A 19,207-nucleotide genomic window follows, 5' to 3' on the forward strand; every position below is an offset into this window, starting at 1 on the left:
GTCAGCGCCTCGGAACAAAGAAAGTAAGCGACGCCCAATAGGTGTCCCAGACTGCTTCGCCGCCGTTTTCCAGCGGACGCAAAACCACGGAATCCAACAGATAGGTACGACTGGGTTGGGTTTGGATCAGCACCTCACCCCGGCCATCGGTTTGCAAGATTTGCATGTTGACGGTTCCCGTCGGCGCACGTTCGAAGATCGTTACTTGTGTCCTTGCAAGAGGTTGATCTTGATGGAGCAATTGGACCAGAAACCCGTCAGAAAGGTCATCTGTGTAAGGGTTTGCGCCCGCAATGAACTCGATCTCCATTCCGGTTATTTGGTCAGAGCCTTGGCCAACCCCCACTGCGATCAGCGCCTTGGCGCAACGCGTGTAGCGTTCATAAAACCCGTCCTCGGGCAGACCGCGCGCGCGATGTTGGCTCAGAACGTCTCCAAGACTCTTTTCTTCAACGAAAGCCTGAAATTTGGCCCACTCATGATACTTCAGGGTCGAGGCTTGGGTCTGATGAACTATGGTCAACAGCCCGGGTTCTTGGACTGTTGTCTCTAGCGCCGGGATGTCACCCATCCGGCCCGTGTATTGCTCCACCTGACTGTTCTGGCGCAACTCAAATTGTTCAATTCGAGTGTCAAAGTACATCTGCGGACTGCCCTCAAACCCTTGACCGATCAAAAGATTGGCAACCACGAGCTCGCCAGTTTCAACTTGATATTTTTTCGGTTCGATCCAAAACTCGTGCCCAAGGGCCAGCCTTGGTAGCGGCAGGCAAAGGGCAATGAACAAAAGCAGACGGGGCAACATGCGTGAAACCTGTATTGGGGTGGTCCACAAGCTGCGGTTCCTGACGGCGCTGTCAACCCTATGGCTGTGGGCCTTCACGGCCACGGCCCATGAAGTTACTCCGACCATCGGCGATCTGAGCGTTCAGGAGGGGCAGCTGCGTCTAGAGCTGCGTCTGAATGTCGAAGCCTTTGTGGCTGGGATTGATCTGGATGGAATGGCAGACACGGATGCCTCTGATTTGTCGGATCAATACGATGACCTTCGTAAGATGGATTCGGTGTCGTTAGAGCGTCGGGTGGGCGATTTTGCGACTGGTTGGGCCGAAACGATCCGGGCCGAGGCGAACGGGCCAATCATTTGGGCCTATGAGGGTATCCGTATCCCCGTGGTGGGCAACGCCGAATTGCCGCGTGCGTCGGAACTCTTGTTGATCGGGGCGTTGCCCGAAAGATCCCAAAGCGTACGCATCACTTGGCCCGAGGGGGCAGGCGCTCTGGTCTTACGGCAGCAAGGCGTCGAGCAGCCCTATACCGGCTATTTGCAAGGCGGTGAAACCAGCCCACCTATTGCCTTGGACGGCGGCGCCTCGCGCAGCGCCTGGGAGGCGCTCGCCGCCTATGTTCCGGTTGGGTTTGACCACATCCTGCCACGTGGCACCGATCACATCCTGTTTGTGCTGGGTCTCTTTTTCCTCAGCGCGCGGTTGCGGCCTTTGCTGTGGCAGGTCACGGCCTTTACGCTGGCTCATACGGTCACGTTGGCGCTTGGGACGCTGGACGTGATCACCCTTAGCCCCGCCATTGTCGAGCCACTTATTGCCCTTTCAATCGTCTTTGTAGCGGTGGAAAACGTGTTTACCCGAAGATTGCACCGCTGGCGGCCCATGGTCGTGTTCGGCTTCGGCCTTTTGCACGGGTTGGGGTTTGCCAGCGTGTTGGGCAAGTTCGGTCTGCCGCAGGATCAGTTTTTTGCGGCGCTTCTGGGCTTCAACATAGGCGTCGAACTGGGGCAACTGGCTGTGATTGCCGCCGCCTTCCTGACCGTGGGCCTGTGGTTTCGCAACAAATATTGGTACCGAGGCCGGATTGCGATCCCGGCCTCGATCGTCATTGCTTTGATCGGGGCGTATTGGTTTGTGGAACGGGTGGTTTAACCCATCGCGGCGATCAAACCGTTGAGGGCCGCCAACGGGTCCTCGGCAGTCCAGATCTCCTCACCAATCCCAAAGAAGTCGGTGCACGGCGTCAAGGTGTGGATCAACTCAGGCGTCAAGCCGCCTTCGGCCACGATCGGGACTTCGACCACGTCGGACCACCACTGAAACAGGTCTGTTTCGGCGACAGATCCGTCACCTAGCGTGGTGCTGCCCATGGGGCCAAAGCTGACGTAATCCACGCCAGCTTCACCCGCGTTCAATCCGTCATGGCGCGAGGTGCCGCAAAAGCTGCCTACGATAGCGTCCGCGCCCAATTCCTTGCGGGCGGCACGGACCGATTTGGCCGCGTCGGTCAGATGGACCCCATCCAAGCCAAGTCGCTGCGCCATCAGAACATGGTCCGAAATGACGATGGCGATGTCGCGGGCATGAGCCACTTCGCGCACCGCGTCTGCGGCGCGTGCCACGTGATCCTCGTCCGTGCTGGCAAGAGACAGGCGCAGGCAGGCGATCTCGACCCCGTCTAAAACACGGGCAAGCGTGTCGGGGTAGACATCAAGATCCAGGCTGGATGGCGTGGAAAGATAGATCTGCGGCAGCTCGGGCGTGTCCATGGGCGTCGGTCCTTATCCGTGTTTGGCGCGGTTTAGCGGATTGCGCGGGGGAAGGAAACTTTATTGGCTTGTCGTCGGTGCGAAAACACTGCCTTCTCTTGCCCTGCGGTCACAGCAGCAGTAGAGCAGGCAAGGTTTTTCAGGAGACGTGACGATGCCAAGCGAGACCGCGCAACCCTCATTCGTGCTGGTACGGCCCCAGATGGGGGAAAACATCGGGGCCGCAGCGCGCGCGATGTGGAACTTTGGTCTGGACCGGATGCGTATTGTCGGACCGCGTGACGGCTGGCCCAACCCCAAGGCGGTTGCCATGTCGAGCGGGGCCGGTCGATTGCTGGACGAGGCGCAGATTTTTGACAATCTGGAAGGCGCCCTGTCGGACCGCACTTTTGTGTTTGCGACCACAGCGCGCTCGCGGGATCTGACTAAGCCTGTTTACAGTCCTGAACGTGCGATGAAGATGGCCGCCGAAAAAGTTGTTGCTGGCGAACAGGTGGCCGTTCTCTTTGGTCCCGAACGCGCAGGTCTGGAAAACGAAGACATCGCCAAGGCCAACGCCATCATCTCTGTTCCTGTGAACCCGGAATATGCCTCGCTCAACCTGGGCCAATGCGTGCTGCTGACCGCTTATGAATGGATGCGGCAGGTAAGTGATGTGACCCATGAATCTGAAGTACCTGGCAACAAGGGGGACTGGGCGACTGGTGTCGAGATTGAGAAACTCGTCGATCACTACGAGGAACGCCTCGGCGAGGCCGGGTTCTTTTATCCGCCTGCCAAGGCCGAAAGCATGAAGCTGAATTTGCGCAATCTGTGGAGCCGGATGCGGTTGACGCGCGCGGATGTGCAGATGTTGCACGGCATCATGCGGCAAATGGTTCGTTGGAAAGAACGCGGCTAAAGCTGGACGCCGCCCGACCACCGACATAGCTTTCCATCCAAGACAACATCCGAGGACGCGATGAGCCAAAAGCGCAATATCTTTGAAGAGGTCTCGGATCAGGCCCGTGACGAACAAACAGTGCAGCCGGGCATGATCGACAGGGGTCGCGGTGGTGCGCGCAATGCGATCAGGGCATGGTTGATGGTGCTCTTTGGGCTGGTCGTGGCGATGATCGTTGTGGGCGGGCTTACGCGGTTGACCGACAGTGGCTTGTCGATCACCGAATGGCGGCCGGTGACCGGTTCTATCCCGCCGATGTCCGAAGCTGAATGGCAGTCCGAATTCGACAAATACAAGCAGATCGACCAGTGGCGCATTCAAAACCAGTGGATGGAACTGTCTGATTTCAAAGAGATCTACTGGTGGGAATGGGGCCATCGCCAACTGGGCCGCCTGATCGGTGTGGTTTGGGCGCTTGGATTTTTTGGCTTCATGGCTGCGCGCAAGATCCCCACCGGTTGGACCGGGCGGTTGTTTCTACTGGGGGCTCTGGGGGGTGCTCAGGGCGCCATCGGCTGGTGGATGGTGGCATCCGGCGTGACGCAGGGCGAGGGGGTGACTTCGGTTGCAAGCTATCGCTTGGCAACGCATCTGGGGTTGGCCTTTGTGATCCTGGGTTTCATTGCATGGTATGTGTATATGTTGGGCCGGGACGAGCGTGACTTGATGCAGGCGCGGCGTGCGAAAGAAGCCAAACTGTTCTCTCTGTCCACGGGACTGATGCATTTCGCGTTCCTACAGATCGTTATCGGCGCATTTGTGGCTGGCATCGATGCGGGCCGATCCTTCACCGACTGGCCGCTGATCGGTGGGCAGCTTTTGCCACCGGACATGTCTGTGCTCGACCCGTGGTGGCGCAACCTGTTTGAAAGCCCTGGTCTGGTGCAGTTCATTCACCGCTGCGCGGGCTATCTGCTGTTTGTCTTTGGTGTCGTTGTCTGGCTGCGTGGCCGTCAGAGCGCACATCCCCAGACGCGCTTTGCCTTTAGCGCGGTTTTTGCTGCCCTGTCGCTGCAAGTCGTTCTGGGCATCACGACCGTCGTCTACGCCGCACCCTGGCAAATCGCGATTGTACACCAGCTGCTGGCTGTGATCCTGTGGGCGCTGATCCTGCGCGCCCGCTTCCTGAGCGCTTACCCCGTCGCAACGTCTGTTCGAGGAAACCCTGCATGACCGCCTTTGATAATCTAATGGCCTTTCAACGCGACACTTCTGCTCTGGGACAGATTGCGGGGCGTCTGGGTTGGGATCAGGAAACTATGATGCCGCGCGGTGCCGCAGGCCAGCGTGGGCTGGAAATGGCCGCGATTGAATCGGTGCTGCATGCGCGCAAATCCGATCCGCGCGTTGGCGAGTGGCTAGAGGCAGCCCAGGCCCCGGACGCGGTCGGATCAGCGCAGTTGCGCGAAATCCGCCGTGCTTATGAGCGCGCCCAAAAGGTGCCAGCCGATCTGGCCAAGAAACTGGCACAGGTGACGTCCGTGGCACAGGGAAAATGGGCTCAGGCCCGCGCCGACGAAGATGTGGCCACCTTTCTTCCCGTACTCGAAGAAGTGGTGGCGCTGAAGCGCGAAGAAGGCGAAGCTTTGGCCAATGGTGGCGACGTCTACGATGCCTTGGTTGAAGACTACGAACCCCATACCACAAGCGATGATATTGCCGCGATCTTCGACGCGATGCGTCCGCGCCTAGTGGCATTACGTGCTGCAGTTCTAGAGCGTCCTAAGCTCAAAGGCGTTGAGGGAGAGTTCGACGAAAACGCACAGATGAAGCTGTCGCGGCATTTGGCAAAAACCTTTGGATATGACATGAGCAAGGGGCGTGTGGACAAGGCGGTTCACCCTTTTAGCTCAGGCAGCGGCTCAGATGTTCGTATTACCACGAGAACCAGCCTGACCGACCCGTTCAACTGTTTTTATTCCACAATTCACGAAGTCGGCCACGCTGCCTATGAGCAGGGGATAGATCCGTCATTTGAACTGACCCCTTTGGGGCGTGGCGTGTCGATGGGTGTGCACGAAAGCCAAAGCCGGATCTACGAAAACCAGTTGGGCCGCAGCCGTGCCTTTACCGGTTGGTTGTTCGAGCAGATGAAAAACGCATTTGGTGATTTTGGTCTGGATACGGCGGATGAATTCTATGCGGCCGTGAACCGCGTGCAAAACGGGTGCATTCGGACCGAGGCGGACGAGGTGCAGTACAACCTGCACATCATGCTACGGTTCGATCTGGAGCGCGCAATAATGAGCGGCGATCTGCAGGTCGCAGAGATCGAATCCGCATGGAATGATCGTTTCAAAGCCGATTTCGGTTATGCCGTCGATAAACCCTCGAACGGCGTGTTGCAGGATGTGCATTGGTCGGTCGGTTATATGGGCTATTTCCCGACCTATTCTTTGGGCAATGTCTATGCCGGCTGCCTTTACGAGGCGCTGCGTGAGGCTGTGCCGAACCTTGATGATCAACTTGCCCAAGGCGATACCTCGGGTGCCACCGGTTGGCTGCGCAAAAACCTACAGCATCATGGCAGCCTTTTTGCACCGCGCGACGTGATCGAGCAAGCAAGCGGCAAGACGCCGGGACCGGATGCATTGTTGGGTTATGTCGAACGGAAATTCGGCGAAATATACGGATTGTAACGTCGAAAACGGGTCTCAATCGTGCCCCATTTCCGTGTTTGTCTGCGCTGGACTATTATCGGAACAGTCGCAGGTAAACATGGGCAACGCGCCAATCGAATTTGGAACCAGCACGCTGTTCCGACTCGACACAGGAAAGGCATTTGATCGCGTTCGGTTGATCTTCGAACGCGTTCATGCGTGCGACCCGGATGCCGGCGTGCATTTGAGTTGGGCTTGGCTGCGGAGTTTGTTTCAGGATTATCCGGGGCGCTGTCGGATCTATGCCTTTTCACCAACCAATAAGATAGAAGACTCGCTCGTGTTTCTCCCCCTTCGGATGGATTTGCATTGGAGCGACACCCGACAATCTTTCGTAACACGCTACGCCGCCATGGGACGGCTCAACCTCTCGGATTACACCGGTTTTATCTGCTCTGATGAAACGGTGATCAGCGCCTTTGCACGGGCCTTGCAATCCGAACCTTGGGCGCGCCTGTCTTTGAGGTATGAGATCACGGGGCGCAGAAGTCAGACTTTTACTGCGGGGTTTGACCAGAATGAGGTGACTGCCAGCTGGCCCGAAAGCCGGTCGTCCAAAGGGGTTGTCAACGATCTCTTGTGCCCAAGGATACCTGTTCCAAACACGCGGGATGAATATCTTGCGATGTTGAGCCAGAAGATGCGCAAAAAACTCCGCCGCGCGGAACGTCAAGTCGAACGCATGGGAGCGAGGGTGTTTCAATCTACGCGGGCAGAGCAGGCCGCACATCAGACCTTGATTCTGGAACATTGGGCAAAATTCTGGGACGGCAAGAAGACCATTGAAAACCGCGACAGATTTAGGGCGCGGTATCATGAACACCTCTCCCGTGCCATGCAGATGGGAGGACTCCAACTTATCACGCTTTGGGCTGGAGATCGTTTTTTGGGGGGGACGGCAAACCTGATCGATCAGGAGCAGGCGGTTCTGCACAGTATAGTAGAAGGGCGCGATGATGATGCTGGGATGGACATCGGCATTGTGTTGAATGCCGAAGTGGTAAGTCGCGCGGCCCAGATGAAGTTGAATTGGATCGATCTGGGACACGGCAATCACGACTACAAGTATCGACTGGGCGCCCAAGATCGCGCTGTGAGCTATCTGGTTTTGAGGCGGCGCAGCCGATCAATTTCCGAGCAATTGGACCCCGCCATGGTGCCGATGGCGATTGAGGCGACAAAAAGGTTCATACGAGCGCGAAAACATGAAAAAGCTCGTGCCGCAATTGGGCAATTGCGTGGATTTATCAAAATCTGACGTCTCTCAAGGTCAGGGGACGCGCTCCGGTATCCGAACACAGGCTTTCTGCGGTAACGCGCCGCGCGCAGCGCGGCGCTCGGCCCAACGGGAAGAGGTGTTTCGTTAGAAACATCGACGACGGGCGGGAACGCCCCCGGGACACTTTGGCGATGTCCCATCCTGTTACTCTCGATTTGCGCGCAACCAAAAACATGCGAGCCAACGAAAAAGCCCGCCCCTGTAGTAAACAGACGCGGGCCAATTTGCATACGCGGAACGATTAGCTCTCGGGCTCTTCCTCGTCACCTTGATCCGCAATCCAGGCTACGCTGACAACGCTTTCACCCTTGCCGGTGTTGAAAACCTTGACGCCACCCGCGCTGCGTGAGCGGAACGAGATGCCATCAACTGGAACTCGGATTGATTGTCCTTTGGACGTTGCCAACATGATCTGATCGTCGACCTCGACCGGGAAGGAGGCGATGAGTTCACCGCCACGCATCGCCTTGTCCATTGCCGCGACACCCATGCCACCGCGCCCGCGTACAGGATAGTCGTGGCTGGAGCTCAGCTTACCCGACCCGGATTCGGTGATGGTCAGGATCAAGTTTTCAGCCGCTGACATCTCGGCATAGAGCTCGGTCGAGAAATTGGGATCTGCCACGGCATCATCATCCGATGCATCCATTTCATCCGTCAAACCAGCCATTGCGCGGCGCATCCGCAGATAGGCTGTTCGTTGTTCCGGCGAATACTTGGAATGGCGAATGACCGACATCGACACCACACAGTCGTCACCGTTCAATCTGATCCCGCGAACACCGGTGGATTTCCGTCCCTTGAACACACGCACATCTGTCGTCTGGAAGCGGATCGCGCGACCCGAGTTGGTGACCAGCATCACGTCATCATCTTCCGAGCAGATGCGTGCATTTACCAACTCAATACCTTCGGGCAAGTCCATCGCGATCTTGCCGTTGCGTTTCACGTTGGTGAAGTCACTCAGCGCGTTGCGGCGCACGTCGCCTGCGCTTGTGGCAAAGACAATTTGCAGGTTTTCCCACTCATTCTCGGGCACATCGACCGGCATGATTGCGGCGATGGACACCCCGGTCGGGATCGGCAGGATGTTGACAATTGCCTTGCCCTTGCCGGTGCGACCCGATTGGGGCAGGCGCCAGGTCTTGAGTTTGTAGACCATCCCGTCAGTGGTGAAGAACAGCAGCTGTGTATGCGTGTTTGCCACAAAGAGGGTGGTGATCACATCCTCTTCCTTGGTCTGCATGCCAGACACGCCCTTGCCGCCGCGTTTTTGCGCGCGGAAATCGGCCAGCGGGGTCCGTTTGATGTAACCACCGGATGTGACAGTCACGACCATATCTTCACGCTCGATCAGGTCCTCGTCGTCCATGTCGCCCGACCAGTCGACAATCTCGGTCCGGCGGGGGACCGCGAACTGATCGCGCACTTCGCGCAACTCGTCCCCGATGATGCCCATGATCCGCTCGCGCGACGACAAGATTTCAAGGTATTCCTTGATCTTGCCTGCCAGCTCTTCCAACTCGTCGGTGACTTCCTTGACCCCGATCTGGGTCAGACGCTGCAGACGCAGTTCCAGAATAGCACGGGCCTGGGTTTCGGACAGGTTATAGGTTCCGTCCTCGTTTGCCGTGTGGGTCGGATCGTCGATCAGCGCGATGTATTCCAGGATCGGCTGCGCCGGCCAACGCCGGGTCATCAGCTTTTCGCGCGCCTCGGCAGCGTCGGCCGATTGGCGGATGGTCGCAACGATTTCATCGATGTTGGTGACGGCGACGGCCAGTCCACACAAGATGTGGCTGCGTTCGCGGGCCTTGCGCAGAAGATACGCAGTCCGGCGGGCCACGACATCCTCGCGGAAGTCGATGAAGCTGGTCAGAAACCGGCGCAGGGTCAACTGCTCGGGGCGACCCCCGTTCAGCGCCAGCATGTTGCAGCCGAAATAGGTCTGCATGGGCGAGAAACGGTAAAGCTGGTTCAGCACCACCTCGGGCGTTGCGTCGCGCTTAAGTTCAACAACAACTCGAACGCCGTTGCGATCGGATTCGTCCTGAACGTGGGCCACGCCTTCGATGCGTTTCTCGCGCACGGCTTCGGCGATCTTTTCGATCATCGAAGCTTTGTTCACCTGATAGGGAATCTCGTCCACGATGATGGCATAACGATCGCGGCGTATCTCTTCGACTCGGGTTTTGGCGCGGATGATCACGCTGCCTCGTCCCTCAAGATAGGCTTTTCGCGCGCCAGTTCGACCCAACATAATCGCCCCGGTCGGAAAGTCCGGCCCGGGAACGTAATCGATCAACTGCTCGCTGGTAAGGTCGGGTTCGTCAATCAATGCCAATGTGGCGTCTATGACTTCGCCAAGGTTATGGGGGGGGATGTTCGTCGCCATGCCGACGGCAATACCACCAGCGCCATTGACCAGCATGTTTGGGAAACGGGCTGGTAAAACGGTTGGTTCTTTATCCTTGCCGTCGTAGTTATCCTGAAAATCGACCGTGTCTTTTTCAATATCGGCCAGCAGCGACGCTGCGGGCTTGTCCATGCGCACTTCGGTGTAACGCATGGCCGCCGGGTTATCGCCATCCATCGAGCCAAAGTTGCCCTGACCGTCCAGCAGCGGCAGCGACATCGAAAAGTCCTGCGCCATCCGGACAAGAGCGTCGTAGATCGCGCTGTCGCCGTGCGGGTGATACTTACCCATGACGTCGCCAACCGGACGGGCCGACTTGCGATAGGATTTATCGTGGGTATTTCCAGTCTCATGCATGGCATAAAGGATGCGCCGGTGAACCGGTTTTAACCCGTCTCGAAGGTCGGGAATGGCACGCGAGACGATCACTGACATCGCATAGTCGAGATAAGATGTCTTCATCTCGGATTCGATGGATACCGTCGGCCCGTCGTAAACGGGGCGTTCTGGCGGTGTTTCGTCCATGTTTTCAGGAGTTTCTGGCGTATCGCTCACGTATGCTGCCCGATCTTTGTCCAGGGTCTATATCTTGTGGATGCATCTTATCAGAAGGGGCATATGGGGTGCAAGCAAGCTGCCTCTTTCCTTGTCAGAAATCCTTCACAGAATGATAACACATTGTTTTTGGACGCGATTAACTATTCCTGTGCTAGGGTGAAGGGACCAAACCAGAAATGGAGGTCAAGAATGGAGCAGAGCGAAACGGAATTGATGCTCAAAGGGTATGGGCTGACGACAGCGGAATTCTTCTATCACATGCCCGATTACATACACGTCCTGAACACATTCGTCTGGCAAGAATACGACCTTGCCCCGGATCACCCGAAGCTTTTCGAATTCGTTGAATTCTGGCAGCGCGAGATTGATGGCCCTTTACATTCAGTGCGGTTCACTCACCGCAAGATGATATCTCCTGGTGAGTGGCGCAATGTTGTGGGGGAATTTCGTTTGAACTGATTCCAGTTCCTCAGATCGCTTGTTGTCCAAGGGCCGCCCTTGCCTCGTAGCCACGCAGCACGGGCGCAATAAGGGGAAAGGGTTCTGTCGGCAGGGCTTTGAGCTGTGGGAACAGTTCAAAGATTTCTTGGCGACAAGCCTTTTCCAAGGCGGTCAATGCCTGTGCACCAGGATAGAAGCTCTCGCTAAGGGAACCGTTCGCCTCGACGATTTCATGTCCTTGAAACATGAAATGATAGTACTTTATGCTGTCTTGTGGCGCGCGGGTGACCCCGGGCAGACCGACATAGAAGTGGGCGGGGATCAGTACAGGTTGGTCGTCGAACAGCAGATGGGATTGCGTTGAGAAATGCAGCATCCGGTGGTTTGGCGACACGAGCAGTGGCGCTGAATTGCCCACCACACCAGTTTCGAACCGAACCGGAGCAAATTTGCCACGACCGTCGACCTCGGTACAGCCCACCCAGGCGACCATTCTGCGCCTACGAGATTGGGTCCAGATGCGATCACCGCGCTGTATGGTTTCGACAGGCACCTGTTTGTGCCCTGCCTTGATCATGGTTCCAGCGACGAAACAAGGGACCAGATCTGTATAACTGGAGTCGCCGTTGTTGGATCCGCTGACTTTTACGTATTGGCGACCGGGAACAAGAAAATCAGTGGCAGAGAACCCCCAGATGTTCGAGGTTTGCCCGTTCTGGGAATAGACATTGATCGTGATCTCATCACCGATCGGATTACCGTTGTCATCAAGCTCGCGCAGCACGATCAGGGACTCGGATTCTACCGGCGTCCCATCAGCAACCAGTGATCCCCCGTCGACGATAATATGGTTGAGCGGATCGTCATCATCAAAGACGTCGGGATTGTTGGTGTCATCAACCGTGATGATTTCGCTGAAACCACCGTTGAAATCATAGATTGTGCCGTTTGGTGAGCTCGAATTGTTGATAATAGAGCTTCCGGGAGCGAGAAATGGAGAGCTGACCGCGACTGTCAGGGCGCCGCTGCTGGCTGCCAGAATTGTTTTTTGTACCATGTCGAACTACCATTACTTGTTAGAGTATTAGGACTTGTAGCGCAGAAATGGTACGCAATTTGGGGGGAAACTTGGCGCTTGTTTGTCCTGGTGAAGTAGATTGTGGCCTGAAAGCGGACCCTCGATTATGCGGAACAGCTTGCGCCACCAAGAACGCAAAACTTGGCGCAGTGCGGGTGGTTCAACTGTACATCAGCCTCGGCTTCTTTCAAAGTATGACCCAATTCGAACTCGGGCTCGTAGGGGAGCAGCGTACACGCCACAACCGCAGGGCTTTCGGCCCCCCTGCGTTTTACAACCATGCGCGAACTGGCGCACATCACGCCATCGGGGTTTTTGCCTAAAATGCCCCAGCAGGCAGTGGTGATTTCCGGTACTTCGACTGTTTCGTCCATTTCCGGAAACAGTACGGTCTGACCGGGGTTTTGGGCGTCGATGTCAAAGCCATGTTGGGCAAAGAACCTGGCATAGCCTGCGCGACTTTGTGCCTCGTCATGTTGCCATAGCGTGCGGCCAGCGATGGCCATCTTGAACTTATTGTCGCGCAGCCACTGCATCCCCTCAAGCGTTTTAGCAAAACTGCCAGTGCCGCGTTCTTCGTCATGCAGTTCAGATTGATAATGATCAACAGAGATCCGCAGAGTGAGCTTGTCGGCATAATCCGTATGCAATGACAACAACCCCTCGCGCATTGATTTGCGCATCATCGGGCGCATGGCGTTGGTCAAAATCAGCACATTAAACCCGCGTTCAAGTGCAGCGCGTGTCATCTCGATCATCTGCGGGTTCATGAATGGTTCACCACCGGTGAATCCGATTTCTCGGACCGGCCAATCACGCTCTTCAATCTGGTTCAGATAGTCGCATACTTCGTCGGCGGTGATATAGACCAAAGCGTCATTTATCGGGCTGCTTTCAATGTAACAATTGATGCATTCGATGTTGCACAGGGTACCTGTGTTGAACCACAGCATCTCGGGGTGGCTCAGCGCGACCGAAGCGCGGGTTTCGCCCTTGGCTGTTACAAAACTGTCTTCGAACTTGCCGACATTGGCAATCTGCGATCCGAGGTCTTTCATAAACTTTCACCTTGCTGCCCGAGGTTTGATCTAGCCTATTTCGGGAAAGAAGTTAAAGTCGCCTGTGACCGCCTGACAGACTTGTGAAGCATTGGGAATGAAGAATTGTTTGCGCTAACATTGGACTTTTCGGGCCGAGGGGCATAAAGACGGATCATGGTCTCACGTGTCATCCCGGTCGACCCTTTCGACCTGATCATTTTTGGCGGAACAGGCGATCTTGCTCGGCGCAAGATCTTGCCGGCCTTGTTTCGCAGATATTGCGCAGGACAAATTCCGCAGGACGCGCGCATCATAGGGGCTGCACGCCGGACGCAGGATGCAAATGCCTATCGCGCATTTGTTGCGGACGCGATCAAAAAGTTTTCGACACCGCGCCACTGCGAAGACGGAACTCTAGACGGGTTCTTGTCCTGCCTGGATTACGTCGCCGTTGACGCCTTGGGGGACGAGGGGTGGCAGGACCTGGCTGCCAAGATCACAGGCGACCGTGTGCGTGCGTACTACTTTTCGGTCGGGCCACGTTTGTTTGGCCCGCTGGCGCAGCGCACCAAGGCGCATGGTTTGGTCAATAACCAGACACGGATCGTGGTCGAAAAGCCTTTTGGTCACGATCTGGGTAGCGCAAAAGCGTTGAACGCGACGCTGGCCGATCATTTTCGCGAAAGTCAAATCTATCGTATTGACCATTATCTGGGAAAAGAAACGGTGCAGAACCTGATGGCGGTCCGGTTCGGTAACATGTTGTTTGAACCCCTCTGGAACAGCCAATACGTCGATCATATTCAAATCACCGTCGCCGAAAGCGTTGGTGTTGGTGGCAGGGGCGAATACTATGACCGCGCCGGTGCGATGCGGGACATGATGCAGAACCATCTGATGCAGCTCTTGTGTCTGATCGCGATGGAACCGCCTGCCAAATTCGATCCTGACGCAGTACGCGATGAAAAGCTCAAGGTGATCCGCGCGCTTGATCCGGTTGAACCACATCATATCGTGCGTGGGCAGTATCTGGCGCGTGACGGCGAAGCCGAGGAACACCCGAGCTATCGCGAGGCAGTCGACAATCCGCGCAGCACTACCGAAAGCTATATTGCGCTGCGGACCAAGATCAGCAACTGGCGGTGGGCAGGTACTCCGTTCTATCTGCGCACAGGCAAGCGGCTCAAGGCACGCTCGTCCGTCATAAACGTTATGTTCAAGGACGCGCCGCATTCGATTTTTGGCGAAGAGGCCGGGCGCCATGCCAACGTTTTGTCGATCCGCCTACAGCCGAACGAGGGTATTACGCTCAAGGTGACCATCAAGGAGCCGGGGCAGGGTGGCATGCGTCTGGTGGATGTACCGCTGGACATGTCCTTTGCCGAGGCCTTGGGCCCTGAGGGGCAAGACCCACCCGATGCCTATGAACGACTGATCATGGACGTTGTACGGGGAAATCAAACGCTTTTCATGCGTGGTGATGAGGTCGAAGCGGCCTGGGCCTGGACCGATCCGGTGATCGCCGGATGGCAGGCACGCGGGGATGTGCCCAAACCTTATGAAAGCGGCAGCACGGGACCTGGCGACGCCGAGTTGTTGATCAAACGCGATGGTCGCCACTGGCAAGGGATCAACCCATGAGACTGGTGGAATACGCAGATCGTGACATGCTGGCCATCGATGTGGCCAATGTTCTGGCGGGCGCTTTGGAAACCGCGCTATTGCATCACGAAACCGTGTCTTTCGCGGTGCCAGGAGGAACCACGCCGGGCTCGGTTTTTGACGCCCTTTGCGCCGCCAATCTGGAATGGTACCGGGTGCATGTATTTCCGACCGATGAACGTTGTGTGGACGAAACCGATGAACGCTCGAACGCCAAACTGATCAAAGAACGGTTGCTTACCAATCGCGCGTCATCCGCCGTGTTCTTGCCTTTGTTTGGTGGTGGCTCGACGTCGGATCAAAACCTGGCTGAAACCGAAGCGATGCTTGCCCCGCACTTGCCACTGTCGGTGCTGTTGTTGGGCATGGGTGGCGACATGCACACCGCTTCGCTTTTCCCGGGGATGAAGGGGCTGGAGGCCGCGCTGTCATCCAACGCCCCTGTGCTGACCGTGGCCCGTCCCGAAACGCAACCCGAAGCCCGTGTTTCTTTGACTGGACAGGCCTTGGATGGAGCCCTGTCCAAACATCTGGTGATTTTTGGGGCGGAAAAACGCGAAGCGTTGGAACGCGCCATGACTTTGCCCCCCGAAGAGGCACCGATCTCGGCCGTTGTGAACAACACCAATGTCTATTGGGCAGAATAGGTACCATGATGTGGGATGAGCTGCACCGCCTGCGCGACGAAGGCAAGGATCGCGAAATCATTGATTTGTTTGCACAGGACGACGGGCGGGCCGAGGCTTTTTCTGTCGAGACAAGCGACTTGCGGTTCGACTATTCCAAGACCCTGATTGATGGTGCGGTGCGTTCGGCGCTGACAGAGCTGTGTGACACCGTCGGGTTGGCCGCGCGGCGGGACGGAATGTTCTCAGGCGCTCTCATCAACGAAACCGAGGGGCGCGCGGTTCTGCATACCGCGCTGCGTAATTTGGACGGCGGCCCAGTTCTGGTTGATGGTCAAGACGTCATGCCCGGCGTGCTGGATACCTTGGCGCGAATGCGCGCCTTTGCCTATGATGTGCGTACGGGCGCATTCACCGGGGCAGGTGGGTCGATCACGGATGTCGTCAACATTGGCATCGGTGGTTCGGATCTGGGTCCGGCAATGGCAACGCTGGCTTTGGCGCCATATCACGACGGGCCCGCCTGTCATTTCGTCTCCAATGTGGATGGCGCGCATATCTCGGATGTGCTGCGACCATTGGATCCGGCCCGCACGCTGATCATTGTGGCGTCCAAGACCTTTACCACCATCGAAACTATGACCAACGCCCGTACGGCGCGGGCTTGGATGTCCGAGGGTGGCGGTGATCCCGCGCGTCAATTCGCTGCGGTGTCCACTGCGCTCGACAAGACGGATGCTTTTGGCATCCCACCTGAGCGGGTGTTCGGGTTCGAGGATTGGGTTGGCGGACGGTATTCGGTCTGGGGTCCGATCGGGTTGCCGGTGATGCTGGCCATCGGGCCGCAGGCGTTTGACGCCTTCCTGCGTGGTGGGCAGGCGATGGACTTGCATTTCCGTTCTGCGATGTGGGCAGAGAATATGCCTGTGTTACTGGCTCTGACCGGTCTTTGGCACAATCAAATATGTGGGTACCCCACCCGTGCAGTGCTTCCTTATGACCAACGCCTGTCCCGATTGCCTGCCTATTTCCAACAGCTTGAAATGGAATCAAACGGCAAATCCGTGGCAATAGATGGGAGCGCGCTGATCGCGCCGTCCGGTCCGGTGGTCTGGGGTGAACCTGGCACCAATGGCCAGCATGCGTTTTATCAACTGATCCATCAGGGCACTGGTGTTGTCCCGTGCGAATTCATGGTGGCCGCCGAAGGTCACGAACCGGATTTGTCCCACCATCACCGCCTACTTGTTGCCAATTGCCTGGCCCAGTCCGAGGCGTTGATGCGCGGGCGGTCCCTGGATGAAGCACGAACCCGGATGATGGCCAAGGGGCTGACGGGGAACGAATTGGAACGCCAGTCCCGCCATCGTGTGTTTGCAGGAAACCGCCCTTCGACCACACTGATCTATCCCCAGCTGACGCCGTTTGTTTTGGGGCAGATCATAGCGCTTTATGAACATCGCGTGTTTGTCGAAGGGGTGCTTTTGGGGATCAACTCTTTCGATCAATGGGGCGTCGAATTGGGCAAGGAATTGGCCACCTCTCTGGCCCCGATTGTCGATGGCGACCAAAGCGCAGACGGTAAGGACGGATCAACCGCGGCCCTGGTCGACTTTGTTCAGAAACACCGGGCCTGAGTTACCCCTCAGCTGTTGCGCCGTCACGTTTGATGAACGCGTCCCGCAATTTTTGAGGCAACGGATAGCGTCCTGATCCGTCGGGGCGCAGCGTCACCATCACGCCGGTCAACGTGGCGCGTAGATCGCCCGACCACAGTTGCTGTTCGATGGTAAAGGAGGTGTTGCGAAAGTTGGTTACACGGGCGGTGGCCACATAGATTTCACCCATCACCATTTCGCGAATGTAGTAGATATTGGCGTTGCGGATCACCAGCCGGGGCGCTTCCATACCGTCGTAGCAAAACGCGCAAAGGTTATCGAAATATGACACCCGCAAGGTTTCGAACCATTCGATATAAGCCTTGTTGTTGACGTGATTGAGCGGATCGAGTTCCGCGAAACGAACCTTGTCGGCCAGGGCCAGTGGCTGAGGAGCGTCAAGGCCAAAGGTCAGCTGTTCTTTAGTGCTTAATGGGGCGTGAAATCGAATATCCATACGGTCACTGCTAGTGATCGCTCCGACAAATCGCAAGCCGAGAAAAATGAACGCTGTTCCGTGCGGTTTTGGCTTGACAGATCGCCCTTGGATCAATTGTCTGACATTTAATTGGAGGAGGCCTGACAAGGCCACAATCGACCTGGAACATGGTCGAATATTTGGGAGGATTTGGGATGCTCGGACAGATGATGACGCAGCCCTTGTTGATTTCATCGCTCGTTGATCACGCGGCGCGCTATCACGGACAAACCGAAATCTGGTCTGCAATCACCGGTGGCGGGATCGAGCAGACCAACTGGGCGGGAATTGCTACAAACGCCCGTCGTTTGGGCGGCGCTTTGACTGCTCTGGGGCTGGAACCACAGGCCCGTTGCGCCACCTTGGCATGGAACAACCGTCGGCATCTTGAGGTTTATTATGGCACGTCGGGGGCAGGGTATGTTTGCCACACGATTAATCCGCGACTGTTCCCTGAACAACTGGTCTACATTGTCAATCACGCGCAGGATAAGGTTCTGTTTCTGGACGAGACCTTTGTTCCACTGATCGCACCACTGCGAGATCAACTCAAAACGCTTGAACATGTGGTTCTGATGGGACCACGAAATGACGAAACCGCTGCAAAGATGCCAGGGCTCAAGTTTTACGACGAGTTGATTGCGCAGGGCGACCCAGATTTCTCTTGGCCTGATCTGGATGAAAATACAGCCTCAAGCCTTTGTTATACATCGGGAACAACGGGAGATCCCAAGGGCGTTCTGTATTCTCATCGGTCCACGGTCCTGCACAGTTTCGCGTCCAACACGCTGGATTGCGTGGGGTACTCGGCCCGTGACGTGGTGATGCCAGTTGTGCCGATGTTTCATGTCAACGCCTGGGGGTCGCCTTACGCAAGCGCGATGTCGGGTGCCCGGATGGTTCTGCCTGGCGGTGATCTGCAAGGCAGCGCGCTGGTCGGGCTGATCGACAGCTATGGCGTCACGCTGGCACTTGGGGTGCCGACAATCTGGGCAGGTCTGCTGGACTTTGCTCGCGAATCCGACACCACACTGGCAAGCTTGACGCGTACGGTGATCGGCGGATCTGCCTGTCCGCCTTCGATGATGGAAGAGTTCCGGGACGTCTATGGGGTCGAGACCATCCACGCTTGGGGCATGTCCGAGATGAGCCCGCTAGGATCGACCAACACACTTTTGGCCAAGCATTTGGATTTGCCTGAAGCAGAGCAACACAAGCTGCGTGAAAATCAGGGTCGCCCACCCTTTGGTGTCGAACTCAAAATCGTGGACGATGATGGCAACGATCTGCCCCATGATGGGGAAACCCAGGGCGATCTGATGGTGCGTGGGCATTGGGTGTTGGACAGCTACTTCCTGAAACAGGGGGAAGAATTGCTGCAAGATGGCTGGTTCGCAACGGGCGACGTGGCAACGCTCGACGCTGATGGATACATGACGATCCGGGACCGATCCAAGGACATCATCAAGTCGGGTGGCGAGTGGATCAGTTCGGTTGAGCTGGAAAACATTGCCGTAGGTCATCCGCATCTGGCCAGCGCGGCCGCCATCGGGTTACCGCATCCCAAATGGGATGAGCGCCCGGTAATCGTAGCCGTGCGGGCAATGGATCAGGACGTGACCGAAGAGCAAGTCCTGCAGTGGTTCGATGACAAGGTGGCGAAATGGCAAATCCCGGATCGCGCTGTATTTGTTGATGCACTGCCACTCGGCGCAACTGGCAAGGTGCTGAAACGGGAGCTAAAAGAGAAGTTCCGGGATCTGCTGACGGGATGAACCAATTGAGTCGGGGAGGGGCGGTAAAAGGCCCGT

16 protein-coding genes are annotated in these 19,207 nt (G+C 56.7%); 10 read left to right on the forward strand and 6 right to left on the reverse strand.

Features of this window, described 5'->3' with window-relative positions:
- Position 1: 1 nt before the first annotated feature.
- Complete coding sequence (locus G6R15_RS05785) at positions 2-805, reverse strand: DUF4198 domain-containing protein (RefSeq protein WP_164658841.1); 804 nt, start codon at positions 803-805, stop codon at positions 2-4.
- Here G6R15_RS05785 and G6R15_RS05790 point away from each other — a divergent pair.
- Positions 780-1,940, forward strand: coding sequence for a HupE/UreJ family protein (locus tag G6R15_RS05790; protein ID WP_240336668.1), 1,161 nt, complete (start codon positions 780-782; stop codon positions 1,938-1,940). The genes G6R15_RS05785 and G6R15_RS05790 overlap by 26 nt on opposite strands.
- Here G6R15_RS05790 and G6R15_RS05795 read toward each other — a convergent pair.
- Positions 1,937-2,557, reverse strand: coding sequence for a thiamine phosphate synthase (locus G6R15_RS05795; protein WP_164658842.1), 621 nt, complete (start codon positions 2,555-2,557; stop codon positions 1,937-1,939). The genes G6R15_RS05790 and G6R15_RS05795 overlap by 4 nt on opposite strands.
- 154 nt (positions 2,558-2,711) lie before the next feature.
- On the opposite strand from G6R15_RS05795, the gene G6R15_RS05800 reads away from it, so the two are divergent.
- From G6R15_RS05800 to G6R15_RS05815, 4 genes are all read left to right on the forward strand, one after another.
- A complete protein-coding gene (locus G6R15_RS05800) occupies positions 2,712-3,458 on the forward strand; it encodes an RNA methyltransferase (protein ID WP_164658843.1) in 747 nt (248 codons plus the stop codon).
- Positions 3,459-3,518: 60 nt separating this feature from the next.
- Positions 3,519-4,673 (forward strand): heme A synthase, encoded by a 1,155-nt coding sequence (ctaA, locus tag G6R15_RS05805; RefSeq protein ID WP_164658844.1) that lies wholly within the window; start codon positions 3,519-3,521, stop codon positions 4,671-4,673.
- Positions 4,670-6,139 (forward strand): carboxypeptidase M32, encoded by a 1,470-nt coding sequence (locus G6R15_RS05810; RefSeq protein WP_164658845.1) that lies wholly within the window; start codon positions 4,670-4,672, stop codon positions 6,137-6,139. The genes ctaA and G6R15_RS05810 overlap by 4 nt, the downstream gene beginning before the upstream one ends.
- Before the next feature lie 649 nt (positions 6,140-6,788).
- The gene (locus G6R15_RS05815; RefSeq protein ID WP_164658846.1) at positions 6,789-7,418 is read left to right on the forward strand and encodes a GNAT family N-acetyltransferase; all 630 of its coding nucleotides are present in this window, start codon (positions 6,789-6,791) and stop codon (positions 7,416-7,418) included.
- Between the two features lie 262 nt (positions 7,419-7,680).
- Here the strand turns inward: G6R15_RS05815 and gyrA are convergent, their stop codons facing one another.
- A complete protein-coding gene (gyrA, locus tag G6R15_RS05820; RefSeq protein ID WP_164658847.1) occupies positions 7,681-10,410 on the reverse strand; it encodes a DNA gyrase subunit A in 2,730 nt (909 codons plus the stop codon).
- Positions 10,411-10,602: 192 nt separating this feature from the next.
- Between gyrA and G6R15_RS05825 the strand changes: the two genes are divergently transcribed.
- Complete coding sequence (locus G6R15_RS05825; protein WP_164658848.1) at positions 10,603-10,872, forward strand: usg protein; 270 nt, start codon at positions 10,603-10,605, stop codon at positions 10,870-10,872.
- A gap of 10 nt (positions 10,873-10,882) precedes the next feature.
- Here G6R15_RS05825 and G6R15_RS05830 read toward each other — a convergent pair whose 3' ends face one another.
- Positions 10,883-11,911, reverse strand: a complete 1,029-nt coding sequence (locus tag G6R15_RS05830; protein ID WP_164658849.1) for a Hint domain-containing protein — start codon at positions 11,909-11,911, stop codon at positions 10,883-10,885.
- Positions 11,912-12,036: 125 nt separating this feature from the next.
- Positions 12,037-12,990: a radical SAM protein gene (locus tag G6R15_RS05835; RefSeq protein ID WP_164658850.1), complete on the reverse strand. Its 954-nt coding sequence runs from the start codon at positions 12,988-12,990 to the stop codon at positions 12,037-12,039.
- A gap of 156 nt (positions 12,991-13,146) precedes the next feature.
- Here G6R15_RS05835 and zwf point away from each other — a divergent pair, with 156 nt between their 5' ends.
- The 3 genes from zwf to pgi are packed head-to-tail and all read left to right on the forward strand — an operon-like array spanning position 13,147 to position 16,897.
- Positions 13,147-14,613: a glucose-6-phosphate dehydrogenase gene (zwf, locus tag G6R15_RS05840; protein WP_164658851.1), complete on the forward strand. Its 1,467-nt coding sequence runs from the start codon at positions 13,147-13,149 to the stop codon at positions 14,611-14,613.
- Positions 14,610-15,281, forward strand: a complete 672-nt coding sequence (gene pgl / locus G6R15_RS05845) for a 6-phosphogluconolactonase (RefSeq protein ID WP_164658852.1) — start codon at positions 14,610-14,612, stop codon at positions 15,279-15,281. Before zwf ends, pgl begins: the two co-directional genes overlap by 4 nt.
- Positions 15,282-15,289: 8 nt before the next feature.
- A complete protein-coding gene (gene pgi, locus G6R15_RS05850) occupies positions 15,290-16,897 on the forward strand; it encodes a glucose-6-phosphate isomerase (RefSeq protein WP_373456007.1) in 1,608 nt (535 codons plus the stop codon).
- A 1-nt stretch (position 16,898) separates the two neighbouring features.
- On the opposite strand, the gene G6R15_RS05855 is transcribed toward pgi, so the two are convergent.
- Entirely contained in the window at positions 16,899-17,375 is a 477-nt protein-coding gene (locus G6R15_RS05855; protein ID WP_164658854.1) for a thioesterase family protein, read from the reverse strand.
- Between the two features lie 176 nt (positions 17,376-17,551).
- On the opposite strand from G6R15_RS05855, the gene G6R15_RS05860 reads away from it, so the two are divergent.
- Positions 17,552-19,171, forward strand: coding sequence for a long-chain-fatty-acid--CoA ligase (locus G6R15_RS05860; RefSeq protein WP_164658855.1), 1,620 nt, complete (start codon positions 17,552-17,554; stop codon positions 19,169-19,171).
- Positions 19,172-19,207: the final 36 nt, after the last annotated feature.

The organism is Tropicibacter sp. Alg240-R139 (assembly GCF_900537075.1).
In the GTDB taxonomy this organism is placed as follows: Bacteria; Pseudomonadota; Alphaproteobacteria; order Rhodobacterales; family Rhodobacteraceae; genus Falsiruegeria.

Bases quoted from the DNA above. Each gene is read 5' to 3' on its own strand.
- G6R15_RS05790 (WP_240336668.1), top strand. From the start codon at position 780: ATGAACAAAAGCAGACGGGGCAACATGCGTGAAACCTGTATTGGGGTG.
- G6R15_RS05785 (WP_164658841.1), bottom strand. From the start codon at position 805: ATGTTGCCCCGTCTGCTTTTGTTCATTGCCCTTTGCCTGCCGCTACCA.
- G6R15_RS05795 (WP_164658842.1), bottom strand. From the start codon at position 2,557: ATGGACACGCCCGAGCTGCCGCAGATCTATCTTTCCACGCCATCCAGC.
- G6R15_RS05800 (WP_164658843.1), top strand. From the start codon at position 2,712: ATGCCAAGCGAGACCGCGCAACCCTCATTCGTGCTGGTACGGCCCCAG.
- ctaA (WP_164658844.1), top strand. From the start codon at position 3,519: ATGAGCCAAAAGCGCAATATCTTTGAAGAGGTCTCGGATCAGGCCCGT.
- G6R15_RS05810 (WP_164658845.1), top strand. From the start codon at position 4,670: ATGACCGCCTTTGATAATCTAATGGCCTTTCAACGCGACACTTCTGCT.
- G6R15_RS05825 (WP_164658848.1), top strand. From the start codon at position 10,603: ATGGAGCAGAGCGAAACGGAATTGATGCTCAAAGGGTATGGGCTGACG.
- G6R15_RS05830 (WP_164658849.1), bottom strand. From the start codon at position 11,911: ATGGTACAAAAAACAATTCTGGCAGCCAGCAGCGGCGCCCTGACAGTC.
- G6R15_RS05835 (WP_164658850.1), bottom strand. From the start codon at position 12,990: ATGAAAGACCTCGGATCGCAGATTGCCAATGTCGGCAAGTTCGAAGAC.
- zwf (WP_164658851.1), top strand. From the start codon at position 13,147: ATGGTCTCACGTGTCATCCCGGTCGACCCTTTCGACCTGATCATTTTT.
- pgl (WP_164658852.1), top strand. From the start codon at position 14,610: ATGAGACTGGTGGAATACGCAGATCGTGACATGCTGGCCATCGATGTG.
- pgi (WP_373456007.1), top strand. From the start codon at position 15,290: ATGTGGGATGAGCTGCACCGCCTGCGCGACGAAGGCAAGGATCGCGAA.
- G6R15_RS05855 (WP_164658854.1), bottom strand. From the start codon at position 17,375: ATGGATATTCGATTTCACGCCCCATTAAGCACTAAAGAACAGCTGACC.
- G6R15_RS05860 (WP_164658855.1), top strand. From the start codon at position 17,552: ATGCTCGGACAGATGATGACGCAGCCCTTGTTGATTTCATCGCTCGTT.